This window comes from Bradyrhizobium sp. AUGA SZCCT0182 (assembly GCF_018130185.1).
In the GTDB taxonomy this organism is placed as follows: Bacteria; Pseudomonadota; Alphaproteobacteria; order Rhizobiales; family Xanthobacteraceae; genus Bradyrhizobium.
This window is the reverse complement of sequence record NZ_JAFCLY010000035.1, coordinates 15,600-39,305: the sequence shown is the minus strand read 5'-3', so window position 1 is coordinate 39,305 and position 23,706 is coordinate 15,600. Positions and strand designations below refer to the sequence as shown.

Here is a 23,706-nt window from a genome sequence, read left to right as displayed (position 1 = left end):
ATAATGACAGCGCACGTACCGCCTCCGGCCATCAAGGACGGAACCCGGCAAGCCCGAATCGATCTCGCCGCCGCCTACCGGCTGATTCACCGGCTCGGCCTCGACGACAGCATCTACACCCATATCTCTGCCCGGCTGCCGGGCGCCCATGACCGTTTTCTGATCAACCCGTACGGCCTGCGGTTTGAAGAGGTCACCGCGTCCAATCTGGTCACCGTCGATATCGACGGCAACGTCATCGACGACCCCATGAACCTCGGCATCAACCCGGCCGGCTTCACCATTCACAGCGCCGTGCACGCGGCGCGCACCGATGCTGCCTGCGTGCTGCACACCCACACCGTCGCCGGCGTCGCGGTGTCCTGCCAGAAGCAGGGACTGCTGCCGCTCAATCAATGGTCGATGCAGTTCACCGATCGCCTCGCCTATCACGACTACGAAGGCATCGCGCTCGATCTGGATGAGCGCGAGCGGCTGGTCGCCGACCTCGGCGACAAGTTCGTCATGGTTTTGCGCAACCACGGCATGCTCACCTGCGGACGTTCCGTCGCCGAGGCGTTCAAGCTGATGCACAATCTGGAACGCTCGTGCCGCGCCCAGCTCGCGATCCAGGGCGCCAATGCCGAGATCGTGCCGCTCTCGGCAAGCGTCGCCCGCAAGACCGCGGGTCAATATGGGACCTTCTATGACAGCATCGAACTCAACGGTGTTCCCGATATCGAATGGGTCGCCTTCAAGCGGATGCTGGAACGGTCAGATCCGGATTTCATGAACTAGCCGCACACTCAAACTTCAACGCAACGCGCGCCGCTCAGGCGATCAAGAGAGAGATGTCATGCTAAAGCAATTTGTTATGGGTCTTGCTGTGGTAGGCGGCCTTTCCAGCACAGCCCTTTCCAGTGCTGCTCTGGCGCAAGAGCCGAAGGCAGGCGGCGTCGTCAATGCCGTGATCCAGCCCGAACCGCCAGGCCTGATGATGGGCATCGTGCAGAACGGCCCGACCCAGATGGTATCAGGCAACATTTACGAAGGCCTGCTGCGCTATAGCCCGAAGCTGGAGCCGCAGCCGGGCCTGGCCGAAAGCTGGAGCGTCAGCGAAGACGGCAAGGTCTACTCGTTCAAGCTCAGGAAGGGTGTCACCTGGCATGACGGCAAGCCGTTCACGTCGGCCGACGTGGCGTTCTCGATCGAATTCCTCAAGCAGACCCATCCGCGCGGGCGCAACAATCTGGTCCAGGTCGACAAGGTCGAGACGCCAGACGAATCCACCGTCGTGTTCACGCTGAAGCAGCCGTTCGGACCGTTCCTCGGCATCTTCGAAGTCGGCTCGATGCCGATGATTCCAAAACACATCTATGAAGGAACCGACTTCAAGACCAACCCGGCCAACAATACGCCCATCGGCACCGGCCCCTTCATGTTCAAGGAATGGCAGAAGGGCTCGTTCATCCGGCTCGTCAAGAACCCGAACTACTACATCAAGGGCAAGCCCAACCTCGACGAAATCTACTGGCACGTCATTCCCGACGCCGCGGCGCGATCGGTGGCGTTCGAAACCGGCAAGGTCGACGTGCTGCCGGGCGGTTCGGTCGAGAATTTCGACGTTCCGCGCCTGAGCAAACTCAAGAACGTGTGCGTCACCGGCGCTGGCTGGGAATTCTTCAGCCCGCATTCGTGGCTGTGGCTCAACAATCGCTCCGGGCCGACGGCCAACAAGAAATTCCGTCAGGCCGTGATGTTCGCCATCGACCGCAATTTTGCAAAGGACGTGATCTGGAACGGCCTCGGCAAAGTCGCCACCGGGCCATCCGGCTCTTCGATCAAGTACTACACGGACGCGGTGACGAAATACGATTTCAATCCGGCGAAGGCGAAGGCACTGCTGAAGGAGGCCGGCTACAATGGCGAGAAGGTTCGCCTGCTGCCGCTGCCTTATGGCGAAACCTGGCAGCGTTGGGCCGAGGCCGTAAAGCAAAATCTGCAGGACGTCGGCATCAATATCGAAATGGTGGCGACCGATGTCCCCGGCTGGAATCAGAAAACCGCCGACTGGGACTACGATATCGCCTTCACCTATCTGTACCAGTACGGCGACCCCGCGCTCGGCGTCGGCCGCAATTACGTCTCGAGCCAGATAACGAAGGGCTCGCCGTTCAACAACGTCGAGGGCTATTCGAATCCGGAGATCGATCAACTGTTCGCGGACGGCGCCGTCGCCTTCCCGGATTCCAAGCGCCAGGAGATCTACACCAAGGCGCAGAAGATCCTGACCGACGACGTGCCGGTGGCATGGCTGCTCGAACTGCAGTTCCCCACCATCACCCGCTGCAACGTCAAGAACCTCGTCACAACCGCGATCGGCGTCAATGACGGCTTCCGGGACGCGTGGATCGAAAAGTAACTCCGTAACATCCAGATCGCGGCGGCGGCGCTCCGGCGTCTCGCCGCGATCGGAAATTCCAACACCACGCCTCGAACGCAGCGGAAATTCACACGATGCTCGCATTCATTGCCCAGCGCATTGGCAAGGCCGTCATCGTCCTGCTGGCAATCGTCGTCCTCAACTTTTTCCTGATCCGGCTGGCGCCGGGCGATCCAGCGCTGGTGATGGCCGGTGAAGCCGGCGCCGGCGACCAGATCTTCCTCGCCCAGCTCCGCGAAAAATTCGGCCTCGACCAGCCTCTGCCGGTGCAACTGTTTCTCTACGTCAAGGGCATCATCAGTCTCGATCTCGGCTTTTCGTTCCGCCAGCAAATGCCGGTTTCAAAACTGATTATGGATCGGCTTCCCGCCACCCTGCTGCTGACCGGCACCGCGTTTGCGATCTCGCTCGCCTTCGGCGTCCTGTTCGGAACGCTGGCGGCACGCCGCGCCGGCAGCTGGACCGACACCCTTATCACGGTGCTGGCACTGATCTTCTACGCCACACCGCTGTTCTGGGTCGCGCTGATGGCGATCCTGCTGTTCTCGGTCACGATGGATTGGCTGCCGAGCTTTGGCTACGAAACCGTCGGCGCGAATTACACTGGCCTCGCCCACGTGCTGGACGTCGGCGCGCATCTGATCATGCCGGCGACCACGATCGGCCTGTTCTTCATGGCAACCTACGCCCGCATGACGCGCGCCTCGATGCTCGAGGTCAAGCGGCTCGACTTCGTCAAGACCGCGCGCGCCAAGGGTTTGCGCGATGCCGTGATCCAGCGCCGCCACGTGCTGCGAAACGCGCTGCTGCCGGTGGTGACACTGGCCGGATTACAGGCGGGCACGCTGGTCGGCGGCGCCGTGCTGACCGAAACCGTGTTCGCCTGGCCCGGTATCGGCCGGCTGATGTACGAGGCGCTGCTGCAGCGCGACTATAATCTGCTGCTGGGCGTATTCGTGGTCTGTTCGGCGATGGTACTGGCGTTCAACCTGATCACCGACCTGATCTACCGTTCGGTCGATCCCCGCATCGAGTTTGCCGCATGAGACAGTTCTGGAGATTGATGCTCCGCAATCCCGGTGGCCTGATCGGCCTCGTGATCCTGACGGTCGCGATCGTAATTGCTGTGTTCGGTCCCCTGCTGTTTCCGACCTCGCCCTGGCGCATGGTGCAGCGGCCGTTCCTGCCGCCGTTCACGCTGGCCGGCCTGCCGCTCGGCACCGACGCGCTCGGTCGCGACGTGATGGCGGGCATCATCTATGGCGCCCGCGTCTCGCTGCTGGTCGGCCTCGTCTCGACGCTGGCGGCGCTAGCGGTCGGCATTCCCGTGGGCGCTGCGGCCGGCTATTTCGGCGGCCGGATCGGTGACGCCCTGATGCGCTTCACCGAATTCTTCCAGACCGTGCCGAGCTTTGCGCTCGCGATCGTGCTGGTCGCCGTGCTGCAGCCGTCGATCGTCTCGATCGTGATTGCGATTGCCATCGTCAGCTGGCCACCGGTGGCGCGCCTCGTCCGCGGCGAGGTGCTGTCACTGCGCACCCGCGAATATGTCCAGGCCGCGATCGTGACCGGGCAGACCAACAGCTGGATCATCTGGCGCGAGATCCTGCCCAACGCCCTCTCCCCCGTCATCGTGCTGGCGTCGCTGATGGTGGCTACCGCGATCCTGCTCGAATCCTCGCTGTCGTTTCTCGGCCTTGGCGATCCCAATCTGATGTCGTGGGGCTACATGGTCGGCGCCGGCCGCACCGTCATTCGCCAGGCCTGGTGGATCACGGTGTTTCCCGGCGTCGCCATCCTGATCTCGGTGCTGGCGCTGAACCTGATCGGCGAAGGCCTCAACGATGCGCTCAACCCGCGTCTCAACAAGGACGGGCGCTGAGCATGTCTGAAGCCGCTGTAGTCATCAAGGACCTCAAGCTGGCGCTACCGCCCGGCAGCGACCGCGCTTACGCCGTGGATGGCGTGTCGTTCGAGCTCACCGCCGGCAAGATCCTTTGCGTCGTCGGCGAATCCGGCTCGGGCAAGTCGATGTGCGCGCATGCCCTGATGGGTCTGCTGCCCGACACCGTGATCGCCGAGGCCGGCGAAATCACCTTTGGCGGCCAAAACCTGCTGACCCTCGACGCGGATGGCTGGCTCGGTCTGCGCGGCCGCCGCGTTGCGATGGTCTTCCAGGAGCCGATGACGGCGCTCAACCCTTTGATGCGGATCGGCGACCAGATCGCCGAGATGTTCGAGGCGCATGGCCTGCTAACGCCGAAAGAACGGAAGCAAAAGGCCCTCGGCCTGCTGCGCGAAGTCGGCCTGCCCGACCCCGAACGCAGCGTGCGGGCCTATCCGCACCAGCTCTCGGGCGGCCAGCGGCAACGCGCGATGATCGCGATGGCGCTGGCGCTCGAACCGGCGGTGCTGGTGGCTGATGAACCGACGACCGCACTCGACGTCACCACGCAGGCACAGATCCTCAAACTGATCCGCGACCTACAACGCAGCCGCAACATGGCTGTCATGTTCATCACCCATGATTTCGGCGTCGTCACCGATATCGCCGATCGCGTCGTCGTGCTCCAGCACGGCAAGGTGGTCGAACAGGGCGCGGCCGACGACGTGCTGCAGCGTCCGCAACATCCCTATACCCGCGCGCTGCTCGCCGCCGTACCGAAACTGCAGCCGCCGGTGCGCGCTTCCCGGCTCGATCGGCCGAAAGTCGTCGAGGTGATCGGTATCGAGAAAACCTATGTCAGCGGCGGCGGCTGGTTTCAGCCGACCCGCAGCGTCCAGGCCGCCAAGGAAGTCAGCTTTGACATTTTTCAGGGCGAGACGCTTGGCCTGGTCGGCGAATCCGGTTCCGGCAAATCTTCCATCGCGCGCCTGATCATGCGGCTGATCGAGCCGGATGGCGGCACCGTGCGGCTTGGTGAAACCGACCTGACGCGCATCAATGGCAAAGCGTTGCGCGAACAGCGCAAGCGCATCCAGATGGTGTTTCAGGATCCATTCGCTTCGCTCAATCCGCGCCGCAAGGTCGGCAACATCATCACCGATGGTCCGATCGCGCACGGTGCGGACCCTGCGGCCGCGCGAGCGCGCGCCCACGATCTGCTTGGTCTGGTCGGCCTCAACGCCAGCGCGATGGAACGCTTCCCGCACGAATTCTCCGGCGGCCAGCGGCAACGGATCGGAATCGCGAGGGCGCTGGCGCTCGACCCTGAGATTCTGGTGGCCGACGAAGCGGTCTCCGCGCTCGACGTCTCGGTGCAGGCGCAGGTTCTGAACCTGCTCGAAGACCTCAAGACGCGGCTTGGGCTGTCGATGCTGTTCATTACCCATGATTTGCGGGTGGCAGCCCAGATCTGCGACCGGATCGCGGTGATGCAGCGCGGATCGATAGTTGAACTGAGATCAGCCGCAGCGCTGTTCTCCTCCCCCGAGCACCCCTACACGCGAGAGCTGCTTGCCGCGGTGCCCGGCCAGATTTCGTCCTCCAAGGCGGCGTGAACGATGCGTTGTGCGCTCGTCAGCAGCAGCCTCGATATCAGAGGCTACCTCGGCACAGAATTCGCTCGCATCGCCGACCGCATCGAAATCGTCGATCATCGCCGCAACGGGTCGGATGCGGACATCAGCCTTGCGATCGCGTGGCACCCGCCGGCCGACGCCTTCGAGCGTTACCCGAACCTGAAGGCGGTCTGTTCGATCGGCGCAGGCGTCGACAATATAGTCGCCTGCCCGAGCCTGCGGCCGGATATCGACGTCGTTCGCATCGTCGATCCCCTGCAGGCGCAGACGATGTCAGGCTTTGTCATCTGGCATGTGATCTCGCATCAGCGGCGTTTTGCAACTTATCTGGCCCAGCAGCGTGACGGAATCTGGAAGCGCCTCCCGCAGCGTGCCGCGCAGGACGTGCCGGTCGGCATCCTCGGTTACGGCGAAATCGGCCAGCGCGTTGCCGCCGACCTTGCGCAGCTCGGTTTCCCGGTCATGGTGTGGAGCCGGACGGCGAAGCCGACGCCCGCCACCGTCCGGGGATTCCACGGCCCCGCCGGCCTCGCCGCCATGCTTGGCGAAAGCGAGGTGCTGGTGAACTTGCTGCCGCTGACGCAGGAGACCCAGGGCATCCTCAACGCGGAACTGTTCGCCCGCATGCGGCGCGGCGGCTATCTCATCCAGGTCGGACGCGGCGAACATCTGGTCGATGCGGACCTGCTGGCTGCGCTGGAGAGCGGTCGGCTCGATGGCGCCGCACTCGACGTGTTCGCGGCCGAACCGCTGGCGCCGGCACATCCGTTCTGGCATCATCCCAAAATCGTCGTGACGCCACACGACGCCTGCGAAGTCCGGGTCGAGGCCGTTGCGACCACGGTCGTCGCAACCGCCGACGCGATACAAACCGGCCGACGGCCGCCGAACGCCATCGACCGCCAACGCGGCTATTGAACGGTCGCACGCCCCAAGGGATCACGGCCTAAAGGACACTGCGGTGCCAGACTCCTCTCCCGCGATTGACGCGGCACATCCGATCGATGGCCTGCGCGCCGCATCAAGCATTCCGGAATCGCTTGCCAAGGAACTGGCGGCCGAACATTACGGCCTGCCCGTCACGGTGCGTCGCCTCGACAGCGAGCGCGATCAGAATTTCCGGCTGCGGACGCCGGATGGCCGCGAATATGTGCTGAAGATCGCGAACCCCACGGAGGATCGCGCGGTCACGAATCTGCAGACCGAAGCCCTGGTTCAGCTGGCCGCCGCCGACCCCGGCCTGCCGGTGCCGCGCATCTTCCCCGCGTTGAACTGCGCAACGGAACTCGAGATCGGCTTCGACGACGGCTCGACGCGGGTCGTGCGTCTCTTGTCGTTTCTTGCCGGAACACCATTCCACACCGTCGAGAGTTCAGCGGCGCTGCGGCGCGACCTCGGTCAGTGCGCGGCACGGATGGCACGGGGGCTTCGCGACTTCCGGCATCCCGGCGCCAACCACAAGCTGCTGTGGGATCTTCAGCACGCCGCCGAATTGCGTCCATTGATCGACGCCGTCCCGGCCGACCGACGCACTCTCGTCGAGCGCACCCTCGACCGGTTCGAGACGCACGCCCTTCCCGTGCTGTCGAGCCTGCCCAAACAGCCGCTTCACAACGATCTCAACCCGCACAACATCGTCGTCGATTCCGCCAACAGCGAGCGCATCGCGGGAATCATCGACTTTGGCGACATGACGTCGACCGCCCGGGTCGTCGACCTCGCCGTGACCGCGGCGTACCAGGTCGTCGATGGCAACGATCCGCTCGCGCCCGCCTGCGAGATGATCGCGGCTTACCATGCGGTCACGCCGCTCGACCCGATCGAGTTCGAGATCTTGTTCGATCTCATCGCCACCCGCATGGTCATGACCATCGTGATCAGCAGCTGGCGGGCCATCCGCTATCCCGGGAACCGGGAGTATATTCTACGCAACAATCCGGCGGCCTGGGGCAGACTGCAGCGAATCGCTGGTATTCCCCGGGCACTGGCCCGGCAGCAGATTCAGTCTGCCTGCAATTCGGAGTAAAACAGATGTCCACCAACCATGAGGCTGCTTCGGCCAACGACTTGATCGCACGGCGCAAGCGGCTGCTCGGTCCGGCCTACCGTCTGTTCTACGAACAACCGGTGCAATTTGTCCGCGGCGAAGGCGTGTGGCTCTACGATCCCGCCGGCAATGCCTATCTGGACGCCTATAACAATGTCGCGTCGGTCGGACACTCGCATCCCCACGTCGTGCAGGCGATCGCACGGCAGGCCGCGGTGCTGAACACCCATACGCGCTATCTGCACGAGACCGTGCTCGACTATGCCGAAAAACTGCTAGCCACCTTCCCGGCCGAGATCAGCCAGATCATGTTCACCTGCACCGGCAGCGAGGCCAACGACCTCGCGCTGCGTGTGGCCCGCACCTGCACCGGCGGCACCGGCTTCATCGTGACGGAAACCGCCTATCACGGCGTCACCAGCGCGCTGGCCGAGCTGTCACCTTCGCTCGGGCTGCCGATGGCAAAGGACAGCCACGCGCGGCTGGTGCCGGCGCCGCGCTCCGCCGGCGACGACACCGGCGAGACCTTTACGCGGCACGTCCGCGGCGCGCTCGACGACATGCGCAAAAACGGAATTCGTCCGGCCGGACTGTTGGTCGACACGATCTTCTCCAGCGACGGCGTGTTCGCGGACCCTGCGAGCTTCCTGCGCCCCGCCGTCGAAGCGGTGCGTGCGGCCGGCGGCATCTTTATCGCCGACGAGGTGCAGCCAGGCTTCGGGCGCACCGGCGAGCAGATGTGGGGTTTTGCCCGCCACGGTCTCATTCCCGATCTGGTCACGATGGGCAAGCCGATGGGCAATGGCCATCCAGTCGCCGGAATGGCGGCGCGTCCGGAAGTGCTGGCCGAATTCGGCGCGCGGTCACGCTATTTCAACACCTTTGGCGGCAATCCCGTCTCGGCGGCGGCCGGAATAGCCGTGCTTGAAGTGATCGATTCCGAAGGCTTGCTTGCGAATGCACAGCGCGTCGGCGCCTATCTGCGTGAACAGTTTCGGCAACTGCAGGCAAGGCATCCATTGATCGCCGAGGTGCGCGGCGCCGGATTGTTCTTTGGCGTGGAGCTGCGGCACGGCGGTCCCACCGGAACGCCGGCCGCCAGCGAAACAGCAGCCATCGTCAATATGCTGCGCGAGCGGCACGTGCTGATCAGCGCCGCCGGACCGCAAGCCAACGTTCTCAAGATCCGGCCGCAGCTGGTGTTCACCACTGCGCATGCGGACGTGCTGGTGGAGAAACTCGATCAGGTTTTGCAGGCGCTGAAATAGCCGCAAAGCAACTAGGTAAGCGCGCGGACGGCCTTGAAGCCGTGCGAGGCCGCCTCCAGCGCCGCGTCGATATCGGCGGCCTGATGGGCCGACGACAGGAACATGTTGTGCACGGGATGAAAGAACGCGCCGTAGCGCAAAGCCGCTGAACAGAACGCCCGGCCCTTCTTCACATCCGGATCGGCGTCGAACAGCATCAGCGGCATCTGCGGCGGGCCGCTCTGGCGGATCGCGACGCCGTGCTGGTTCGCCAGCGACGCCAGCCCCTCGCGCAGCCGCAAGCCCATGGTGCGGAGTTGCCCGGGCACATCGGTTTCACGCGCGATCCGCAGCGTCGTCCGCGCCGCTGCCATCGCCACGGTGCCGCACCAGAACGAGCCGGTCACGAACACCTTTGTTGCCGCCTCGCGGAATTTGTCATTGCCGGTCACGGCCGCCAGCGCGTAGCCGTTGGCGATTGCCTTGCTCCAGGCGGCCAGATCCGGCCGCACCCCGAGCGCCTCCCAGCTTCCCCTGATATCGAGCCGCAGCCCGGTGCGCACCTCGTCGAGAATGAGCGCGGCGTCAGCGGCGTCGCACGCGGCGCGTGCAGCGGCGGCGAACTCGCGCGTCGGCAATTCGAGATCGCGGGCGATGTCATGCCGGAAGCCGGTGACCAGGATCGCCGCAAGATCCTTTCCCGCTTCATCGACCGCCGCCTGCAGGCTCGCGACGTCGTTGTATTCGAAGTGCAGCAGATGCGCGCGGTCTTCGCTGGTGACGCCGGCCACGCTCGGCGAGCACCAGGGCAGCGCGCCGTGATAGCTGCCCTTGGCGACCAGCACCTTGCGCCGACCGGTGCCGGCCCGCGCGATGGTCACGCAGGCCGTGGTGGCGTCACCGCCGTTCTTCTGGAACATCGCCCAATCCGCATGCGGCACCATCGCGACGAAATCTTCGGCCAGATCCACCATCACCTCGCCCGGGCCGTTCAGACAATCGCCCAAGGCAGCCTGCGCCTCGGCCGCGGCCTGCACTTCGGGGTGACGATGGCCGAGCAGCACCGGTCCCCAGCTGCACATGAAGTCGATATATTCGCGCCCGTCGACGTCGCGCACCCGGCATCCCTCGGCGGAGGCGAAGAACTGCGGATAACCTTCCGGCAGCCGCGCGGCGTTGAGATGCCCCCACATGCCGCCGGGCACCACGCGCTGGGCTCGCGCCCGCAACATCGCATCCGCGCTCTGTGTTTCGCTCAATACCGCTGCTGGCTTGTTCATGGCGTCCCCTTGGTGTGCGCTTATTGTTTTTCTCGCGTGCCGCAGACGTGGTGGCTCCCAGCTTCGATGAAGGGGGAGGCTCCATCCCGCCATCAAAGCATCGCACGCGAATAACGGCAAGGTGCCGACGCAATGCGAACCCGTTCCGGCGCAGCTATCAGGCATGGCTTTGCATGCGCGCATGCGTATGATGCGTCCGTCGCAAGAACAACAAATCAGAAAAACTCGGGAGCGCCCTGTGACCGCAACCACCACCCGGATCAATCCGGCCGATCACCTCCCCGACTATGTCAGCCCGGCGCAGGTGAAGGGGCTGCTCGGCCATGTCGACATCTGGCGCGACGCGTGGGGCATCCCGCATGTCCGCGGCGGCACCTTTCAGGATGCGTTCGCCGGGCTCGGGTTTGCACAGGCGCAGGACCGGCTCTGGCAGATGGAGGCGTTGTTGCGGCGTGGCACCGGCCGCTATGCCGAATGGCTCGGCGCGCGCGCTGTTGCAGGCGATGTGATTGCCCGGCAGATGAATGGCGACGCCGCCTCGCGCCGTGACTACGCCCTGCTCGGCGACGAGGCTAAGGCGATGCTGGTGGCGTACGCGCGCGGCGTCAACGCCTTCATCGCGCTGCGCCGATGGCCGGTCGAATACAAAATCCTCGGCTGCGAACCGATGGCCTGGGAGCCCTGGCATTCCATCGCTGTCATGCGGCAGATCGGATTCCTGATGGGATCGGTGTGGTGGAAGCTCTGGCGGGCCGCGGCGCTGCCGATCGTCGGCGCCGACAACATCGCCAAGCTGCGCTTCGATGATGGCGGCAGCGATCTGCTGTGTGTGCCGCCGGGCGTCGAAGGCAAGCGGCTCGCGGCAGCCCTTGCCGATCTCAAGCCCGGCATCTCTGCGCTGCTGGCGACCGCGCAGGAGCAGATGGGCGCGGAGCTCGACGGCGGCAGCAACAATTGGGCAATCTCGGCTGAGCGCACCTCGACCGGCCGGGCGATCGTCGCCGGCGATCCGCATCGCGTATTGGAAATGCCGAACATGTATGCGCAGGCCCACCTCGCCTGCGACGAGTTCGACGTCATCGGCCTGACGGTGCCAGGCGTGCCCGGTTTCCCGCATTTCGGGCATACGGGCCATGTGGCCTGGTGCGTGACGCATGCCTTTGTCGACATCCACGATCTCTATGTCGAGCAATTCGACGCCGGCGCCCGCCACTATCGCTTCCAAGGAGAGATGCTGCCCGCGACGCATCGCCCCGAGACCATCAAGGTGCGCAACGGCAATGACGTCGCGATCAACGTGATCGAAACCCAGCATGGTCCCGTAATCGCCGGCGATCCCATGAAGGGCACCGCGCTGGCGCTCAAGTCCGTGCAGTTCGCGGTGCCCGACGCCTCATTCGATTGCATGGTGCGGATGCTGCGCGCCAAATCGGTCGAGCAACTATACGAAGCGACGCGCGGCTTTGCGCTGATGGACCACAATGTCGTCGCCGGCGACACGTCAGGCAAAATCGGCCATCGCGTGCGCGCCTTGGTGCCGAAGCGGCCGCGCTCCAATGGCTGGTTGCCGGTGCCGGGCTGGACCGGCGAGCACGAATGGGACGGCATGGTGCCGTTCGAAGACATGCCGCATACGATCGCGCCGGATAAGGGGATGATCGTGACCGCCAACAACCGCGTGGTGGAGCCCGAGCGCGAACCATATCTCTCGACCGACCCGATGCCGCCGCACCGCACCCGCCGCATCTGGCTGCGGCTCAAGGAACTGAAGCGGCCCTCGCCCGAGCAGATGCCGGCCATTCACCGCGACCTCCTGAGCATTCCCGCCATCGAAATCCGCGAACGCCTACGCGCGGTCGGGCTGCCGGCGGAGACGAAGCATTTGTGCGACCTGATCCTCGGTTGGGACGGCGAGATGCGCGGCGATTCGGTCGCGGCCGCGGCCTATTCCGCCGTTCGGCTGGAATTGACAAAGCTCGCGCTTCGCCGATCGGGCCTCGACAAGACCGCCGACAGCGATGTCACCAAGGTGGCACCGGGACTGTTTCCGGAAGTCCAGTTCTGGTGGACGCTGCCGCAACTGCTGCGCAGCAATGACGAGAGCCTCTTGAACGGCGCGACATGGAATGAGCTGCTGCGCGAGGCCGTTGTCACGGTGGCGAAGAATGCGCCGACCGCCGATTGGGGCACGCTGCATACACCGAAGCTCAAGCACGCGCTCTCGGTCGCTTTCCCCGACTATGCCGGTCAGCTCGACAAGGACTGCGCCAAGATATCCGGAGACAATGATTGCGTGTTCATGGCGGGATATTCGATGAAGTTTGGCTTCCAGGCCACCTCGTCCGCATTGTCCCGTTACGTCTTCGACGTCGGCGCATGGAACAACTGCCGGTGGATCGTCTTCCATGGCGCGTCGGGCCATCCGGCCAGTCCGCATTACGCGAACCAGAACGCGACATGGGCGAAAGGTGAAATGGTGCCGATGCTTTACGATTGGGAAGCGATCAAGCGCGGGGCGAGTTCACACCAGATGCTCAGCAGGTGAGCTAGCGCGGCACCACGGCCGTCGCCTCGATTTCGACCCGTGCGGCTTTCTCGACAAGCCGCACCACCTGTACCAGCGCCATCGCCGGGTAATGCGCGCCAAAGATTTCGCGATACACTTTTCCGAGCGCTTTCAGGTTCGCCAGATATTCCTCGATGTCGACGACGTACCAGGTCAGCCGCACGAGGTGTTCAGGCTTCGCGCCGCCCTCGGCGAGGATCGCGGCTATGTTCTCCAGCGTCTGGCGCACCTGCGCGATGAAGCCATCGGCCAGAACGTTGCTGGCGTCCCAGCCGATCACGCCGCCGGTCACCACCAGCCGGCCGTCGGCGGCCATGCCGTTGGCGTAACCTCTCGGCACCGGCCAGCCGCTCGGCTGCAGGATCTGCAAGCCCGAAGCCGGCACCTCATCCTTCGCCACCGGCAACACCGCCAGCGTGGGCCCTTTTTGCGTGCTCACAAAAATCTCTCCATCACTTCCAAATTGTTGTTTGACGCGTTTTCTTTACGCGAACCGGTATCCACTTCGCTCGAAAACGCTATGCGCTTCATTCCGCAGCCATGCCGGCCGAGGCCGAACCGGTCTGCGCCATCTGCCGCAAGGCGAACCGCCGCAACTTGCCGGTCTCGGTCTTGGGCAGTTGTGCGACGAATTCGATCGCGCGCGGATATTTGTAGGGCGCGATCTCGCGCTTGACGTGCTCCTGCAACGCGGTCACCAGCGCCGCATCGGCGTCGATGCCGGAGGCGACCACGATGTAAGCCTTGACGATCATGCCGCGCGCCTCGTCGGGCGCGCCGACGACGCCGCACTCGGCGACCGCCGGATGCGTCAGCAGTGCGGCCTCGATCTCGGGGCCCGCGATGTTGTAGCCGGAGGAGACAATCATATCGTCCGACCGCGCCACGAACGACAAGCGTCCCGTCTCGTCGCGGACGAAGGAATCGCCGGTCAGGTTCCAGCCGTCGCGGACGTAATTCGATTGCCTGCTATCCGCGAGATAGCGGCATCCGGTCGGGCCGCGAACCGCGAGCTTGCCGACCGTGCCTGCCGGCAACTCGTTCATGTCATCGTCAACGATCTTGGCCTCGTAACCTGAGACCGGGAGCCCGGTCGTTCCCGCGACGGCCTCTCCAACCCGGTTGGTGATGAAGATATGCAGCAATTCGGTGCTGCCTATGCCGTCGAGAATTGGCTTTCCGGTCTTGCGGGTCCAGCTGTCGAACACCGGCGCAGGCAAGGTCTCGCCGGCCGACACCGCCAGCCGCAACGACGACAGATCCGCACCCTTGTCCATCGCGGCCATCATCGCGCGATATGCCGTCGGCGAGGTAAAGCAGATCGTGGCTTTGTAGGTCTCGATGATCTTGACCATCTCGGGAGGTGAAGCGTTTTCCAGCAAAGTCGCTGTCGCGCCGAACCGCAGCGGAAAGATCGCAAGGCCGCCGAGGCCGAACGTAAAGGCCAGCGGCGGCGAGCCGACGAACACGTCGTCTTCGGTGACGTTGAGGACGTCGCGCGCATAGCCATCGGCCACGATCAGGAGATCGCGATGGAAATGCATCGTCGCCTTCGGCTCGCCCGTGGTGCCCGAGGTAAATCCCAGCAGCGCAACATCATCCCGTCCGGTCTTGACGGCGTCGAAGCGGACCGGCTTGTTGAGCGCCACCCGGTCGAGCTCGGCGTCATGGTTCGACGTACCGTCGAAATTCACCACCTGCTTGAGAAACTTGCTGGTCTTGGCGCAGGAAACCAGTTCGTCGGCGATGCGGCTGTCGGTCAGCGCCAGCGCGATCTCAGCCTTGTCGACGATTTTGGACAACTCGCCGGCACGCAGCATCGGCATGGTGTTGACGACAACGGCGCCCGCTTTGGTCGCCGCGAGCCATGCCGCCACCAGCGCGGGATTGTTGCCGGAGCGGATCAGCACGCGGTTGCCGGGCTTGACGCCGTAATTCTCCACCAGCGCATGCGCCAGGCGGTTCGACCAATCGGCGAGTTCCTTGTAGGTCCGCTGGCGGCCATTGCCGATCAGCGCCGTGCGGTCACCGAAGCCCTTCTCTACGATCCGGTCGGTCAGCTCGACCGCGGCGTTGAGATATTCGGGGTATTGAAATTCCGGCCGGTCGAGAACCAGTTCCGGCCATTGCTCCGGCGGCGGCAGGTTGCGCCGCGCAAAATCATCGACGTGACCCGATGGGCCAAGGTCTAAATTTCTACCTGACATTTCCATCGCCCTCGCGTTCGGGATGAAAGGCTTGTGAAGACCGTCCGGCAGTGCTCCATTGGCAATCATTTTATACTTAAAGTAATTTGGCGCAAGGGCCCAGATCAGGGCCGTTCCACTCTTTTTTGGAAGCCGGCGCGCCGGCAGGTCCAGGCTGCGCCTACGCCGTCCGCGCCTTCGCGGATTTCTGCGCCGATGCTTTGGTCTTGGCCAGGAGCCGCATCAGTTCGCGGACATCCTTCGGTGTCAAATCCCCGAAGATGTCGGCGATCCACAACTCATGCTCGGCAGCCATCTTGCGGAACTCGACACGGCCGGCCTTGGTCAGGCGGATCACCTGGACGCGGCGGTCGGCATCCGAGGTGCGCCGGTCGAGATGGCCGGATTCGACGAGGCGCTCGACCAGTCCGGTGACGTTGCCGTTCGACACCATCATCCGCTTCGAAACGTCTGATAGCGTCATGCCGTCGGGCACCTTGTCGAGCTGGGCCATCAGGTCGAAGCGCGGCAGCGTCACATCGAAGCGTTCGCGCAGCCGGCTGCGAACCTCGCCCTCGATCAGGGTGGTACAGGTCAGAAGGCGGAGCCACAGCCTGATTTCATCCCCGTGATCCTCGGGGAGTTCGACAGCCTTGGTCTCTGAATCAAGCATCATGACGCCAATTTGTCTGATTTGCGCGTGCGGGGAATCGAGCAGACCGCAGCTTGCTATCATGGTCCAGATTTCTTTAGGGTTCAAGCATTTGGCGCGCAGCTTGCATGGCTTTCTTACATGGATTCTTATTTGCGGGCTTGTTGCTTGCGGCCGAAGTCATCCTCAGAATAAGCTGGATCTGAGGATTTGGTGGGTTGGTTTCGGCTGCGGCCGAATGAAGGAGTTGGTGATGATGCAGCCGTTGAAATTGGCGGGACCTAAGTTAGCCTTGCTTGCGGTCTTGCTGAGTGCCGCCGCAGGACAAGCCGCGGCACAGGAGAAGATCAAGATCGGCGTCATCGTGACGTTGTCCGGGCCTCCGGCGGCGCTCGGCCAGCAGGTCCGCGACGGTTTCGCACTCGCGGTCAAGGATCTCGGCGGCAAGATGTCCGGCAAGGACGTCGAACTCGTCGTGGTCGATGACGAGCTCAAGCCGGACGGGGCCGTGACCAAGGTCAAGGGCCTCCTGGAACGCGAAAAGGTCGATTTTGTCGTAGGCCCGATCTTCTCCAACATCCTCCAGGCCATTCACAGGCCGGTCACAGAAAACAAGACGTTCCTGATCAGCCCTAACGCGGGTCCGTCGACCTATGCCGGCAAGGAGTGCAGCCCGTTTTTCTACGTCACCTCCTACCAGAACGATCAGGTCCATCAGGTCCTCGGCAAGGTTGCCCAGGATCGCGGCTACAAGCGTGTCTATGTGCTGGTGCCGAACTATCAGGCCGGCAAGGATTCCGCCGCCGGATTCAAGATCGACTACAAGGGCGAGATCGTCGAGGAAAGCTACTTGCCGCTGAACACCTCCGATTTCCAGGTTGAGCTGACCAAGATCTCCTCCTCGAAGCCCGACGCGCTGTTCACCTTCATGCCGGGTGGCCTCGGTGTCGGCCTTGTCAAGCAATACCGGCAGGCCGGCCTTGCCGATCGCATTCCCGTGCTGTCCGCCTTCACCGTCGATGAATCGACGCTGCCGGCACAGCAGGACGCCGCCGTCGGCATGTTCGGCGGTTCCAACTGGGCGCCCAATCTCGACAATCCGCAGAACAAGAAATTCGTGGCCGGCTATGAAGCGGCCTACAACATCGTGCCCGGCACCTATGCCTTCCAGGCCTATGATGCGGCGATGCTGATCGACAGTGCCGTCAAGGCGGTGAAGGGCGATCTCGCCAACAAGGACGCGGTGTCGGCGGCGCTGAAGAAGGCCGACTTCACCTCGCTGCGCGGCGACTTCAAGTTCAACGTCAACGGCTATCCGATCCAGAATTTCTACCTGACCAAGGTGGCAAAACGCCCGGACGGCAAGTTCCAGACCGAGATCGTCGAAAAGGTCTTTTCGAATTACGGCGACCGCTACGCCAAGGATTGCGCATCCGGCAAATAACCGGGCGAAGAAAACGCTGGCAAGAAAATCTGGGAGGAAACAACACAATGAAAACTGAAATCGCCGGCATCACGCGCGCCAATGAAGGCATCCAGGGAATCTCCTGGAGCATCCTTGGCCAAACCTATGTGCCGAAAAGCGTCACCGAGCATTCCTTCTCATGGCACGCGACCTTCCCGCCCGACACCTTCGTGCCGCCGCACATCCACCCCGATCAGGACGAATATCTATACATCCTGGAAGGCAAGCTCGACTTCTTCCTCGACGGTGCCGAGACGCAGGCCTCGCCGGGCGATCTGGTGCGCCTGCCGATGGGCAAGCCGCACGGCATCTTCAACAAATCGGGCCGGACCTCGAAGGTGCTGTTCTGGGTCTCGCCGACGCGGCGGCTCTATGACCTGTTCTGGGGCATCCACAACATGAAAGAGCAGACGCCCGACGCCGTCGTGGCGCTGGCGGCCGAGCACAACATCCACTTCCTGCCGCCGCCTCCGGGAGCGTGAGGTCTCGACCCTCATGGTGAGGAGGCGCTTCTTCAGCGCCGTCTCGAACCATGAGGCCCGTATGTGGCCATCCTTCGAGACGCCGCTTCGCGGCTCCTCAGGATGAGGACCCGTGACGTGGGTTCGGCCCTATCTCACAGCCGCCAGCGACGGCGCCGCGAAGCCTGCCTTTGACGCATAGCCGCGCACGATCGCCTCGCGCTGGCCGTAGCTCAGCACCTTCTCGATATCCGCAAACCCGTCGGGCGCGAGTTGTTCGACGGCGTCGATGACGCCCTCGGGACCGCCGCGGCGGTTGGCGCGCACGATCTCCGCCGTCATCGGCAGCCGCTTCTGCTCGTAGGCCAGCAGCGCCTGGCGCGGATGCTCCGCATGGGCCAGCGAATCCGCCAGCGCCCGCGCATCGAGGATCGCCTGCGAGGCGCCGTTGGATCCGACCGGATACATCGGATGCGCGGCGTCGCCGAGCAGCGTCACCCGGCCCCAGGTCCAATACGGCAGCGGGTCGCGGTCGCAGCAGGGATATTCATAGAACTCCGGCGTCGCCGAGATCAGGTTGCGGACGTCGACATGCGGCACCGAGAACCGCGCCACATGCGGCATCAATTCCTCGCGCTTGCCCTGCCGCGACCAGTCCTCGCGGCGCGGCGGCGGCGCGTTGCCTTCGCCAACCCTGACCATCACGGCCCAGTTGGTCAGCCGGCTGGCGGGGCTCGATCCTTCCGCGATCGGATAGACCACGACTTTTGCATTCAATCCACCGGCCACGATCATCGAACTGCCGGTCAGGAACATCGGCCAGTCGCGCGCGCCGCGCCACAGCATCAACCCGTTCCAGCACGGGGGCCCCTCGTCCGGAAACAGCATTTCACGCACGCGCGAATGGATGCCGTCGGCCCCGATCAGGACATCGCCGCGCGCGGTCTTGATATGCGCGCCGGTGCGGTCGAAGAAATGCGCGATCACGCCGCCTTCGTGCTGCGCAAATGCGCCAAGCCGGCAGCCGGTGTGGATCGCTTCCTTGCCGAGCCGTTCCTCGACGGCGCGATGAATGACGCTCTGCAGGCGGCCGCGATGAACCGAGAATTGTGGCACGTCGTGACCGGCGCCGAGGCCGCGCGGCTCGCGCCAGACTTCCTGGCCGTGACGGTTCAGATAATACAAATCATCGGTACGAACAGCGGCCGCGTCGAGCCGGTCCAGCAGCCCTAAGCCAGCGAGTTCGCGGATCGCATGCGGCAGCGTGTTGATGCCGACGCCGAGCTCGCGAATGCTGTCGGATTGCTCGAACAATTCGCAGTCGATGCCGCGGGCGCGCAGCATCAGCGCGGTGGTGAGGCCTCCGATGCCGCCTCCGACGATGATCGCCTTCATCCGCTCAAACTCCACTCAACTGTCTTCCCCTCTCCCCGCAAGAGCGGGGCGAGGGAGAGATAGAGGGTGCCATCCAGCCTATTCGGCCGCAAGCGGCTTTGTCGCCTCGGCCTTGAGCTCGGCGCGGGTTTTCGGCTTACCCTTAATTTTGAGGTCGTCGAAATCCTGCCGGTCGCGGACAGAGTTGCGGAAAATCTGCTCCTTTCCGGGGAGATATTGCGGCGGACAGGCGATATCGGAGGCGCCATACCAGGCCGCCGCCCGCATGGTGAAGGAAGGATCAACCAGATGCGGCCGGCCCAGCGCCACCAGGTCGGCGCGGCCGGCGGCGAGAATGGTGTTGACCTGATCTGACGTCGTGATGTTCCCGACGCACATGGTCGCAACCCTTGCCTCGTTGCGCACCTGTTCGGAGAACGGTGTCTGGAACATGCGGCCGTAAATCGGCTGCGCGTCGCGCACGGTCTGTCCGGTGGAGACGTCCACGAGATCGACGCCGGCCTCGCCGAACGCGCGGGCAATCGCCACCGCATCGTCGCCGGTGACGCCGCCTTCGGCCCAGTCGGTGGCGGAGATGCGCACCGACATCGGCTTGTGCGCCGGCCACGCCGCGCGCATCGCCTCGAATATTTCGAGCGGATAGCGCAACCGGTTCTCGAGCGTGCCGCCATATTCATCCGTCCGGGTGTTGGTCAGCGGCGAGATGAAACTTGCGAGCAGATAACCGTGGGCGCAGTGCAGCTCCAGCATGTCGAAGCCGCAGGCGTCGCCACGCAGCGCGGACGCGACGAACTCGCCTTTGACGCGATCCATCGCTGATCGGTCCATCTCGCGCGGCACTTGGCTGTCCGGGAAATAGGGAATCGGCGACGCCGACAGCGTGTCCCAGCCGCCCTGCTCCAGCGGACGGTCCATGCCATCCCACATCAGCTTGGTGGCGCCCTTGCGCCCGGCATGGCCGAGCTGCAGGCAGATCTTGGCGGCCGAATTGGCGTGGACGAAATCCACGATCCGCGTCCATGCGGCCTGCTGCGTGTCGTTCCACAGTCCGGTGCAACCCGGCGTGATCCGGGCGTCGCGGCCGACGCAGGTCATTTCGGTGAAGATGAGACCTGCGCCGCCGATCGCGCGCGAGCCGTAATGCACCAGATGGAAATCGCCGGGCACGCCCTCTTCGGCCGAATACATGCACATCGGCGACACCACCGCGCGGTTGGCCACCTCCATCTCGCGCAGTTTGAACGGCTGGAACATCGGCGCGACAGGTTTTTCGATGTCGACGTCAAACCCTTTGGCACGGACGGTCTTTGCAAACGCCTTGTCGACCTCGCTGACAAAGCCCGGCGCGCGCAGCGTGAGGTTATCGTAGGTGATCGCCTTGGCGCGGGTCATGACGCCGAACGCGAACTGCACGGGATCGAAATCCCAGAAGCGGTCGACATGCTCGAACCAGACCAGCGACACGTCGGCGGCGTGCTGGGTCTTCTCGACCTCCTCGCGCCGCCCATGCTCGTAGGTCTGCAAGGCTGCATCTACTGTCGGCGCCTGCGCCATCGCTTCGGCGAGCGCGATGGCGTCCTCCATCGCGAGCTTGGTGCCGGAGCCGATCGAGAAATGCGCGGTCGCCTTGGCGTCACCGAGCAGCACCATATTGTCCTTGACCCAGCGCTCGCTGCGGATCATCGGAAAATTGCGCCACATCGAACGGTTGATCAGCAGCTTGTGCTCGCCGAGGAACCAGCCGAAGATATCAGCCATGCGATCGGCGGATTGCTGCTCGCTCAGGCCTTCCAGGCCGGCGCGCGCAAAGGTCTCGGCATCGGTCTCGAAGATCCAGGTCGATCGGCCGGCTTCATATTGATAGGCGTGGGCGATGAAGGGACCCCACTCTGTCTCCTGGAAAATGAACGTGAAGGCATCGAGCGGTTTGGTCGACCCCATCCAGGTGAACTTGTTGGAGCGCAGATCGATCTCGGGACGGAAATGCTCGATATGTTTGTCGCGAAAACGGCTGTTGATGCCGTCGGCAAGCACGATCAAATCGGCATCGGCAAAACGGGTCTCGTCGTCGACATCGGTTTCGAACAGCAGCGTGACGCCGAGTTCACGGGCGCGTTCCTGCAGGATCAGCAGCAGCATGCGGCGCGAACAGCCGCAAAAGCCGTTGCCGCCCACCCGGTGCACGGTGCCGCGGAAATGCACCGCGATATCGTCCCAATAGGCGAATTCCTGGGTGATGCGGCGGTAGCTCGGCGGGTCGTACTTTTCGAAGTTGTCCAGCGTCGCGTCGGAGAACACCACGCCGAAGCCGAACGTGTCGTCGGCGCGGTTGCGCTCGTGCACCGTGATCTCGGCCTGCGGCCGCTGCTTCTTCAAAAGGATCGCGGCATAGAGACCCGCCGGTCCCCCGCCGATTATCGCCACCTTCATCAGCGCCTCCGAAGCAAGCTAACGGGCCATCCGGAAATTACTTTAAACCTAAAGCAATTTTCCCGCAAGTCCCTACCTGTAGCCCGGATGAGCGGAGCTACATCCGGGATTCAAGCCGCACGATCACCCCCGGGTTTCCCCTCCGCTCTCACCGGGCTACTCGGTTGCCTAATTCCCCTGGAACACTGGTGACCGCTTGTTGGAAAACGCCTCGAACGCCCGGGCAAAATCCTCCGTGGTCATGCACAGGGCCTGGGCGACGGCTTCCGCCTCGATCGCCTCCTCTACCGACATCGCCCATTCCATCGCCAGCATCCGCTTGGTCATGGTGTTGGCGTAGGTCGGCCCGTCGGACACCTGTTTCGCCAGCGCTTGCGCCTGCGCCAGCACCTGATCGGCGGCGACGATCCGGCTGAAGAAGCCCCAGCGTTCGCCCTCCTCCGCGGTCATGAAGCGGCCGGTGTAGAGCAGTTCCGACGCCCGCGACTGACCGATGATGCGCGGCAGGATCGCACAAGCGCCCATGTCGCAGCCGGAGAGCCCGACCTTGTTGAAGAGGAAGGCGACCTTGGCGCCGGGCGCTGCCAGGCGCATATCCGAGGCCATCGCGATGATCGCGCCGGCACCGGCGCAGATGCCGTCGACAGCGGCGATGATGGGTTGCGGGCAAGCGCGCATCGCCTTCACGAGATCGCCGGTCATCCGCGTGAAGGCGGTGAGGCCCTTGGTGTCCATCTGCACCAGCGGACCGATGATCTCGAAGACGTCGCCGCCCGAAGAGAAGTTCCCGCCAGCGCCTGACACCACGATGGTCTTGACTTCATCATCCATCGCGCAGGCGCGGAAGAAATCCGTCAGTTCGCGGTAGCTGTCGAAGGTCAGCGGATTTTTCCGCTCCGGACGGTTCAGCGTCACGGTGGCGATCTTGCCGTCAACGGCGAGCAAGAAATGCTTCGGCGAATATTCTGATAGCGGCAGCGTGACGGGGTTGGCGGGTCTGCTCATGGGATCTCCCTTGTCTTGCTATTCGTCATTGCGAGCGCAGCGAAGCAATCCATTCTTTCTTTTTGCGGCGAGATGGATTGCTTCGCTTCGCTCGCAATGACGGTTTCAATTTCAAACTTCGCCGCCGGCGACCGCGACCGCCTGTCCGGTAATGGCGCCGGCGCCCGCGCCGCACAACCACAGCACGGCATCGGCGACTTCCGACGGCGCAACGAGGCGGCCCTGCGGATTGTGCTTTGACAGTTCGGCGACCGCCTGCTCGCGGCTGCGCCCGGTCTTCTTGATGATGTTGTCGATCGAGCCTTCGAGCAAATCGGTCTCGGTGAAGCCGGGACAGACGGCATTGACGGTGACGCCGCTCTTGGCCGTTTCCAGCGCCAGCGAACGGACCAGACCAATCACCGCGTGTTTTGCAGCGCTGTAGGCGCTGACATAGGCGTAGCCCTTCAGGCCGGCGGTAGAGGCGATCGCGACCACCCGCCCCTGGCGGCGCTCCAGCATCCCCGGCAACACAGCCTGCGTGGCATGCACCACGCCCATGAAATTGACGTCCATCATGCGCTGGAACAGCGCAGCGTCGGAGCGGCCGAACGGCGCGGATTCCGCAGCGCCCGCATTCGCGATCAGGATATCGATCGGTTGCCGGCCCGCGGCCTCCGCAACGGCTGATTTCACGGAAGCTGCATCGGCGACATCTGCTGTAACAGCAAATTGCGCGGCGCCTGACGCAACGGCTTCATCCAGCGTGGCGCGATTGCGGCCGAGCACGGTGACGACAGCGCCGGCGTCGGACAGTGCTGCGGCGACTGCGCGGCCAATGCCACGCCCGCCGCCGGTGACGAGCGCATGCTGGGAATGCAACGGTTTGGACATCGGTCGGCCTCCCGGAACTGACCTCCGACATTTATTTTAAACTTCAAGCTTTTGCAAGGAAGCAAGTTGCGGAAGCCTTCGCGTGCCTGCCACACCCGCTTGACAGAAGGCCGGCCGGGGGTAGCGTCGTCGCGACAGCCAAAGAGGGGTCAACA

Annotated in this window: 19 protein-coding genes; 11 read left to right on the top strand and 8 right to left on the bottom strand. The window is 63.8% G+C overall.

Going from position 1 to position 23,706, the window contains the following annotated elements:
• Positions 1-3: 3 nt before the first annotated feature.
• The 8 genes from JQ611_RS29810 (at position 4) to JQ611_RS29775 (ending at position 9,259) form a co-directional block, all read left to right on the top strand.
• Positions 4-777 (top strand): class II aldolase/adducin family protein, encoded by a 774-nt coding sequence (locus tag JQ611_RS29810; RefSeq protein ID WP_212391109.1) that lies wholly within the window; start codon positions 4-6, stop codon positions 775-777.
• Positions 778-853: 76 nt separating this feature from the next.
• A complete protein-coding gene (locus JQ611_RS29805) occupies positions 854-2,401 on the top strand; it encodes an ABC transporter substrate-binding protein (protein WP_409411310.1) in 1,548 nt (515 codons plus the stop codon).
• Between the two features lie 95 nt (positions 2,402-2,496).
• Positions 2,497-3,468: an ABC transporter permease gene (locus JQ611_RS29800; protein ID WP_212467451.1), complete on the top strand. Its 972-nt coding sequence runs from the start codon at positions 2,497-2,499 to the stop codon at positions 3,466-3,468.
• The gene (locus JQ611_RS29795; protein ID WP_212269093.1) at positions 3,465-4,304 is read left to right on the top strand and encodes an ABC transporter permease; all 840 of its coding nucleotides are present in this window, start codon (positions 3,465-3,467) and stop codon (positions 4,302-4,304) included. The genes JQ611_RS29800 and JQ611_RS29795 overlap by 4 nt, the downstream gene beginning before the upstream one ends.
• Before the next feature lie 2 nt (positions 4,305-4,306).
• A complete protein-coding gene (locus JQ611_RS29790; RefSeq protein ID WP_212467450.1) occupies positions 4,307-5,923 on the top strand; it encodes an ABC transporter ATP-binding protein in 1,617 nt (538 codons plus the stop codon).
• A gap of 3 nt (positions 5,924-5,926) precedes the next feature.
• Positions 5,927-6,862 (top strand): glyoxylate/hydroxypyruvate reductase A, encoded by a 936-nt coding sequence (locus JQ611_RS29785; protein ID WP_212467449.1) that lies wholly within the window; start codon positions 5,927-5,929, stop codon positions 6,860-6,862.
• A 166-nt stretch (positions 6,863-7,028) separates the two neighbouring features.
• Positions 7,029-7,970: a phosphotransferase gene (locus tag JQ611_RS29780; RefSeq protein ID WP_212467448.1), complete on the top strand. Its 942-nt coding sequence runs from the start codon at positions 7,029-7,031 to the stop codon at positions 7,968-7,970.
• Positions 7,971-7,975: 5 nt separating this feature from the next.
• Positions 7,976-9,259: an aspartate aminotransferase family protein gene (locus tag JQ611_RS29775; RefSeq protein ID WP_212467447.1), complete on the top strand. Its 1,284-nt coding sequence runs from the start codon at positions 7,976-7,978 to the stop codon at positions 9,257-9,259.
• A gap of 11 nt (positions 9,260-9,270) precedes the next feature.
• On the opposite strand, the gene JQ611_RS29770 is transcribed toward JQ611_RS29775, so the two are convergent.
• Positions 9,271-10,518, bottom strand: a complete 1,248-nt coding sequence (locus JQ611_RS29770; RefSeq protein ID WP_212467446.1) for an aminotransferase class III-fold pyridoxal phosphate-dependent enzyme — start codon at positions 10,516-10,518, stop codon at positions 9,271-9,273.
• 238 nt (positions 10,519-10,756) lie between these two features.
• Between JQ611_RS29770 and JQ611_RS29765 the strand changes: the two genes are divergently transcribed.
• Positions 10,757-13,063 carry a penicillin acylase family protein gene (locus JQ611_RS29765; protein WP_312012272.1) on the top strand — a complete coding sequence of 769 codons (2,307 nt, stop codon included), beginning with the start codon at positions 10,757-10,759 and terminating at the stop codon, positions 13,061-13,063.
• Between the two features lies 1 nt (position 13,064).
• Here the strand turns inward: JQ611_RS29765 and JQ611_RS29760 are convergent, their stop codons facing one another.
• The 3 genes from JQ611_RS29760 to JQ611_RS29750 all read right to left on the bottom strand — a co-directional run bounded on the left by JQ611_RS29760 (position 13,065) and on the right by JQ611_RS29750 (position 15,946).
• A complete protein-coding gene (locus tag JQ611_RS29760) occupies positions 13,065-13,523 on the bottom strand; it encodes a RidA family protein (RefSeq protein WP_212269085.1) in 459 nt (152 codons plus the stop codon).
• Positions 13,524-13,611: 88 nt separating this feature from the next.
• Positions 13,612-15,291: a benzoate-CoA ligase family protein gene (locus JQ611_RS29755; RefSeq protein ID WP_212467445.1), complete on the bottom strand. Its 1,680-nt coding sequence runs from the start codon at positions 15,289-15,291 to the stop codon at positions 13,612-13,614.
• A 160-nt stretch (positions 15,292-15,451) separates the two neighbouring features.
• The gene (locus JQ611_RS29750; protein ID WP_192734383.1) at positions 15,452-15,946 is read right to left on the bottom strand and encodes a MarR family winged helix-turn-helix transcriptional regulator; all 495 of its coding nucleotides are present in this window, start codon (positions 15,944-15,946) and stop codon (positions 15,452-15,454) included.
• Between the two features lie 229 nt (positions 15,947-16,175).
• On the opposite strand from JQ611_RS29750, the gene JQ611_RS29745 reads away from it, so the two are divergent.
• Complete coding sequence (locus tag JQ611_RS29745) at positions 16,176-17,366, top strand: ABC transporter substrate-binding protein (RefSeq protein WP_212467444.1); 1,191 nt, start codon at positions 16,176-16,178, stop codon at positions 17,364-17,366.
• Positions 17,367-17,413: 47 nt separating this feature from the next.
• A complete protein-coding gene (locus JQ611_RS29740; protein WP_212269083.1) occupies positions 17,414-17,869 on the top strand; it encodes a cupin domain-containing protein in 456 nt (151 codons plus the stop codon).
• 129 nt (positions 17,870-17,998) lie between these two features.
• Here the strand turns inward: JQ611_RS29740 and JQ611_RS29735 are convergent, their stop codons facing one another.
• The 4 genes from JQ611_RS29735 to JQ611_RS29720 form a co-directional block, all read right to left on the bottom strand.
• A complete protein-coding gene (locus JQ611_RS29735) occupies positions 17,999-19,243 on the bottom strand; it encodes a flavin-dependent oxidoreductase (protein WP_212467443.1) in 1,245 nt (414 codons plus the stop codon).
• A 78-nt stretch (positions 19,244-19,321) separates the two neighbouring features.
• A complete protein-coding gene (locus tag JQ611_RS29730; protein ID WP_212467442.1) occupies positions 19,322-21,673 on the bottom strand; it encodes a bifunctional salicylyl-CoA 5-hydroxylase/oxidoreductase in 2,352 nt (783 codons plus the stop codon).
• Positions 21,674-21,841: 168 nt separating this feature from the next.
• Positions 21,842-22,678 (bottom strand): enoyl-CoA hydratase family protein, encoded by an 837-nt coding sequence (locus JQ611_RS29725; protein WP_212269080.1) that lies wholly within the window; start codon positions 22,676-22,678, stop codon positions 21,842-21,844.
• Positions 22,679-22,789: 111 nt separating this feature from the next.
• Entirely contained in the window at positions 22,790-23,551 is a 762-nt protein-coding gene (locus tag JQ611_RS29720; RefSeq protein ID WP_212391087.1) for an SDR family NAD(P)-dependent oxidoreductase, read from the bottom strand.
• Between the last annotated feature and the right edge of the window lie 155 nt (positions 23,552-23,706).

Bases quoted from the DNA above. Each gene is read 5' to 3' on its own strand.
- JQ611_RS29795 (WP_212269093.1), top strand. From the start codon at position 3,465: ATGAGACAGTTCTGGAGATTGATGCTCCGCAATCCCGGTGGCCTGATC.
- JQ611_RS29790 (WP_212467450.1), top strand. From the start codon at position 4,307: ATGTCTGAAGCCGCTGTAGTCATCAAGGACCTCAAGCTGGCGCTACCG.
- JQ611_RS29735 (WP_212467443.1), bottom strand. From the start codon at position 19,243: ATGAAGGCGATCATCGTCGGAGGCGGCATCGGAGGCCTCACCACCGCG.
- JQ611_RS29720 (WP_212391087.1), bottom strand. From the start codon at position 23,551: ATGTCCAAACCGTTGCATTCCCAGCATGCGCTCGTCACCGGCGGCGGG.
- JQ611_RS29740 (WP_212269083.1), top strand. From the start codon at position 17,414: ATGAAAACTGAAATCGCCGGCATCACGCGCGCCAATGAAGGCATCCAG.
- JQ611_RS29775 (WP_212467447.1), top strand. From the start codon at position 7,976: ATGTCCACCAACCATGAGGCTGCTTCGGCCAACGACTTGATCGCACGG.
- JQ611_RS29745 (WP_212467444.1), top strand. From the start codon at position 16,176: ATGATGCAGCCGTTGAAATTGGCGGGACCTAAGTTAGCCTTGCTTGCG.
- JQ611_RS29810 (WP_212391109.1), top strand. From the start codon at position 4: ATGACAGCGCACGTACCGCCTCCGGCCATCAAGGACGGAACCCGGCAA.
- JQ611_RS29755 (WP_212467445.1), bottom strand. From the start codon at position 15,291: ATGTCAGGTAGAAATTTAGACCTTGGCCCATCGGGTCACGTCGATGAT.
- JQ611_RS29730 (WP_212467442.1), bottom strand. From the start codon at position 21,673: ATGAAGGTGGCGATAATCGGCGGGGGACCGGCGGGTCTCTATGCCGCG.
- JQ611_RS29725 (WP_212269080.1), bottom strand. From the start codon at position 22,678: ATGAGCAGACCCGCCAACCCCGTCACGCTGCCGCTATCAGAATATTCG.
- JQ611_RS29805 (WP_409411310.1), top strand. From the start codon at position 854: ATGGGTCTTGCTGTGGTAGGCGGCCTTTCCAGCACAGCCCTTTCCAGT.
- JQ611_RS29750 (WP_192734383.1), bottom strand. From the start codon at position 15,946: ATGATGCTTGATTCAGAGACCAAGGCTGTCGAACTCCCCGAGGATCAC.
- JQ611_RS29770 (WP_212467446.1), bottom strand. From the start codon at position 10,518: ATGAACAAGCCAGCAGCGGTATTGAGCGAAACACAGAGCGCGGATGCG.
- JQ611_RS29800 (WP_212467451.1), top strand. From the start codon at position 2,497: ATGCTCGCATTCATTGCCCAGCGCATTGGCAAGGCCGTCATCGTCCTG.
- JQ611_RS29785 (WP_212467449.1), top strand. From the start codon at position 5,927: ATGCGTTGTGCGCTCGTCAGCAGCAGCCTCGATATCAGAGGCTACCTC.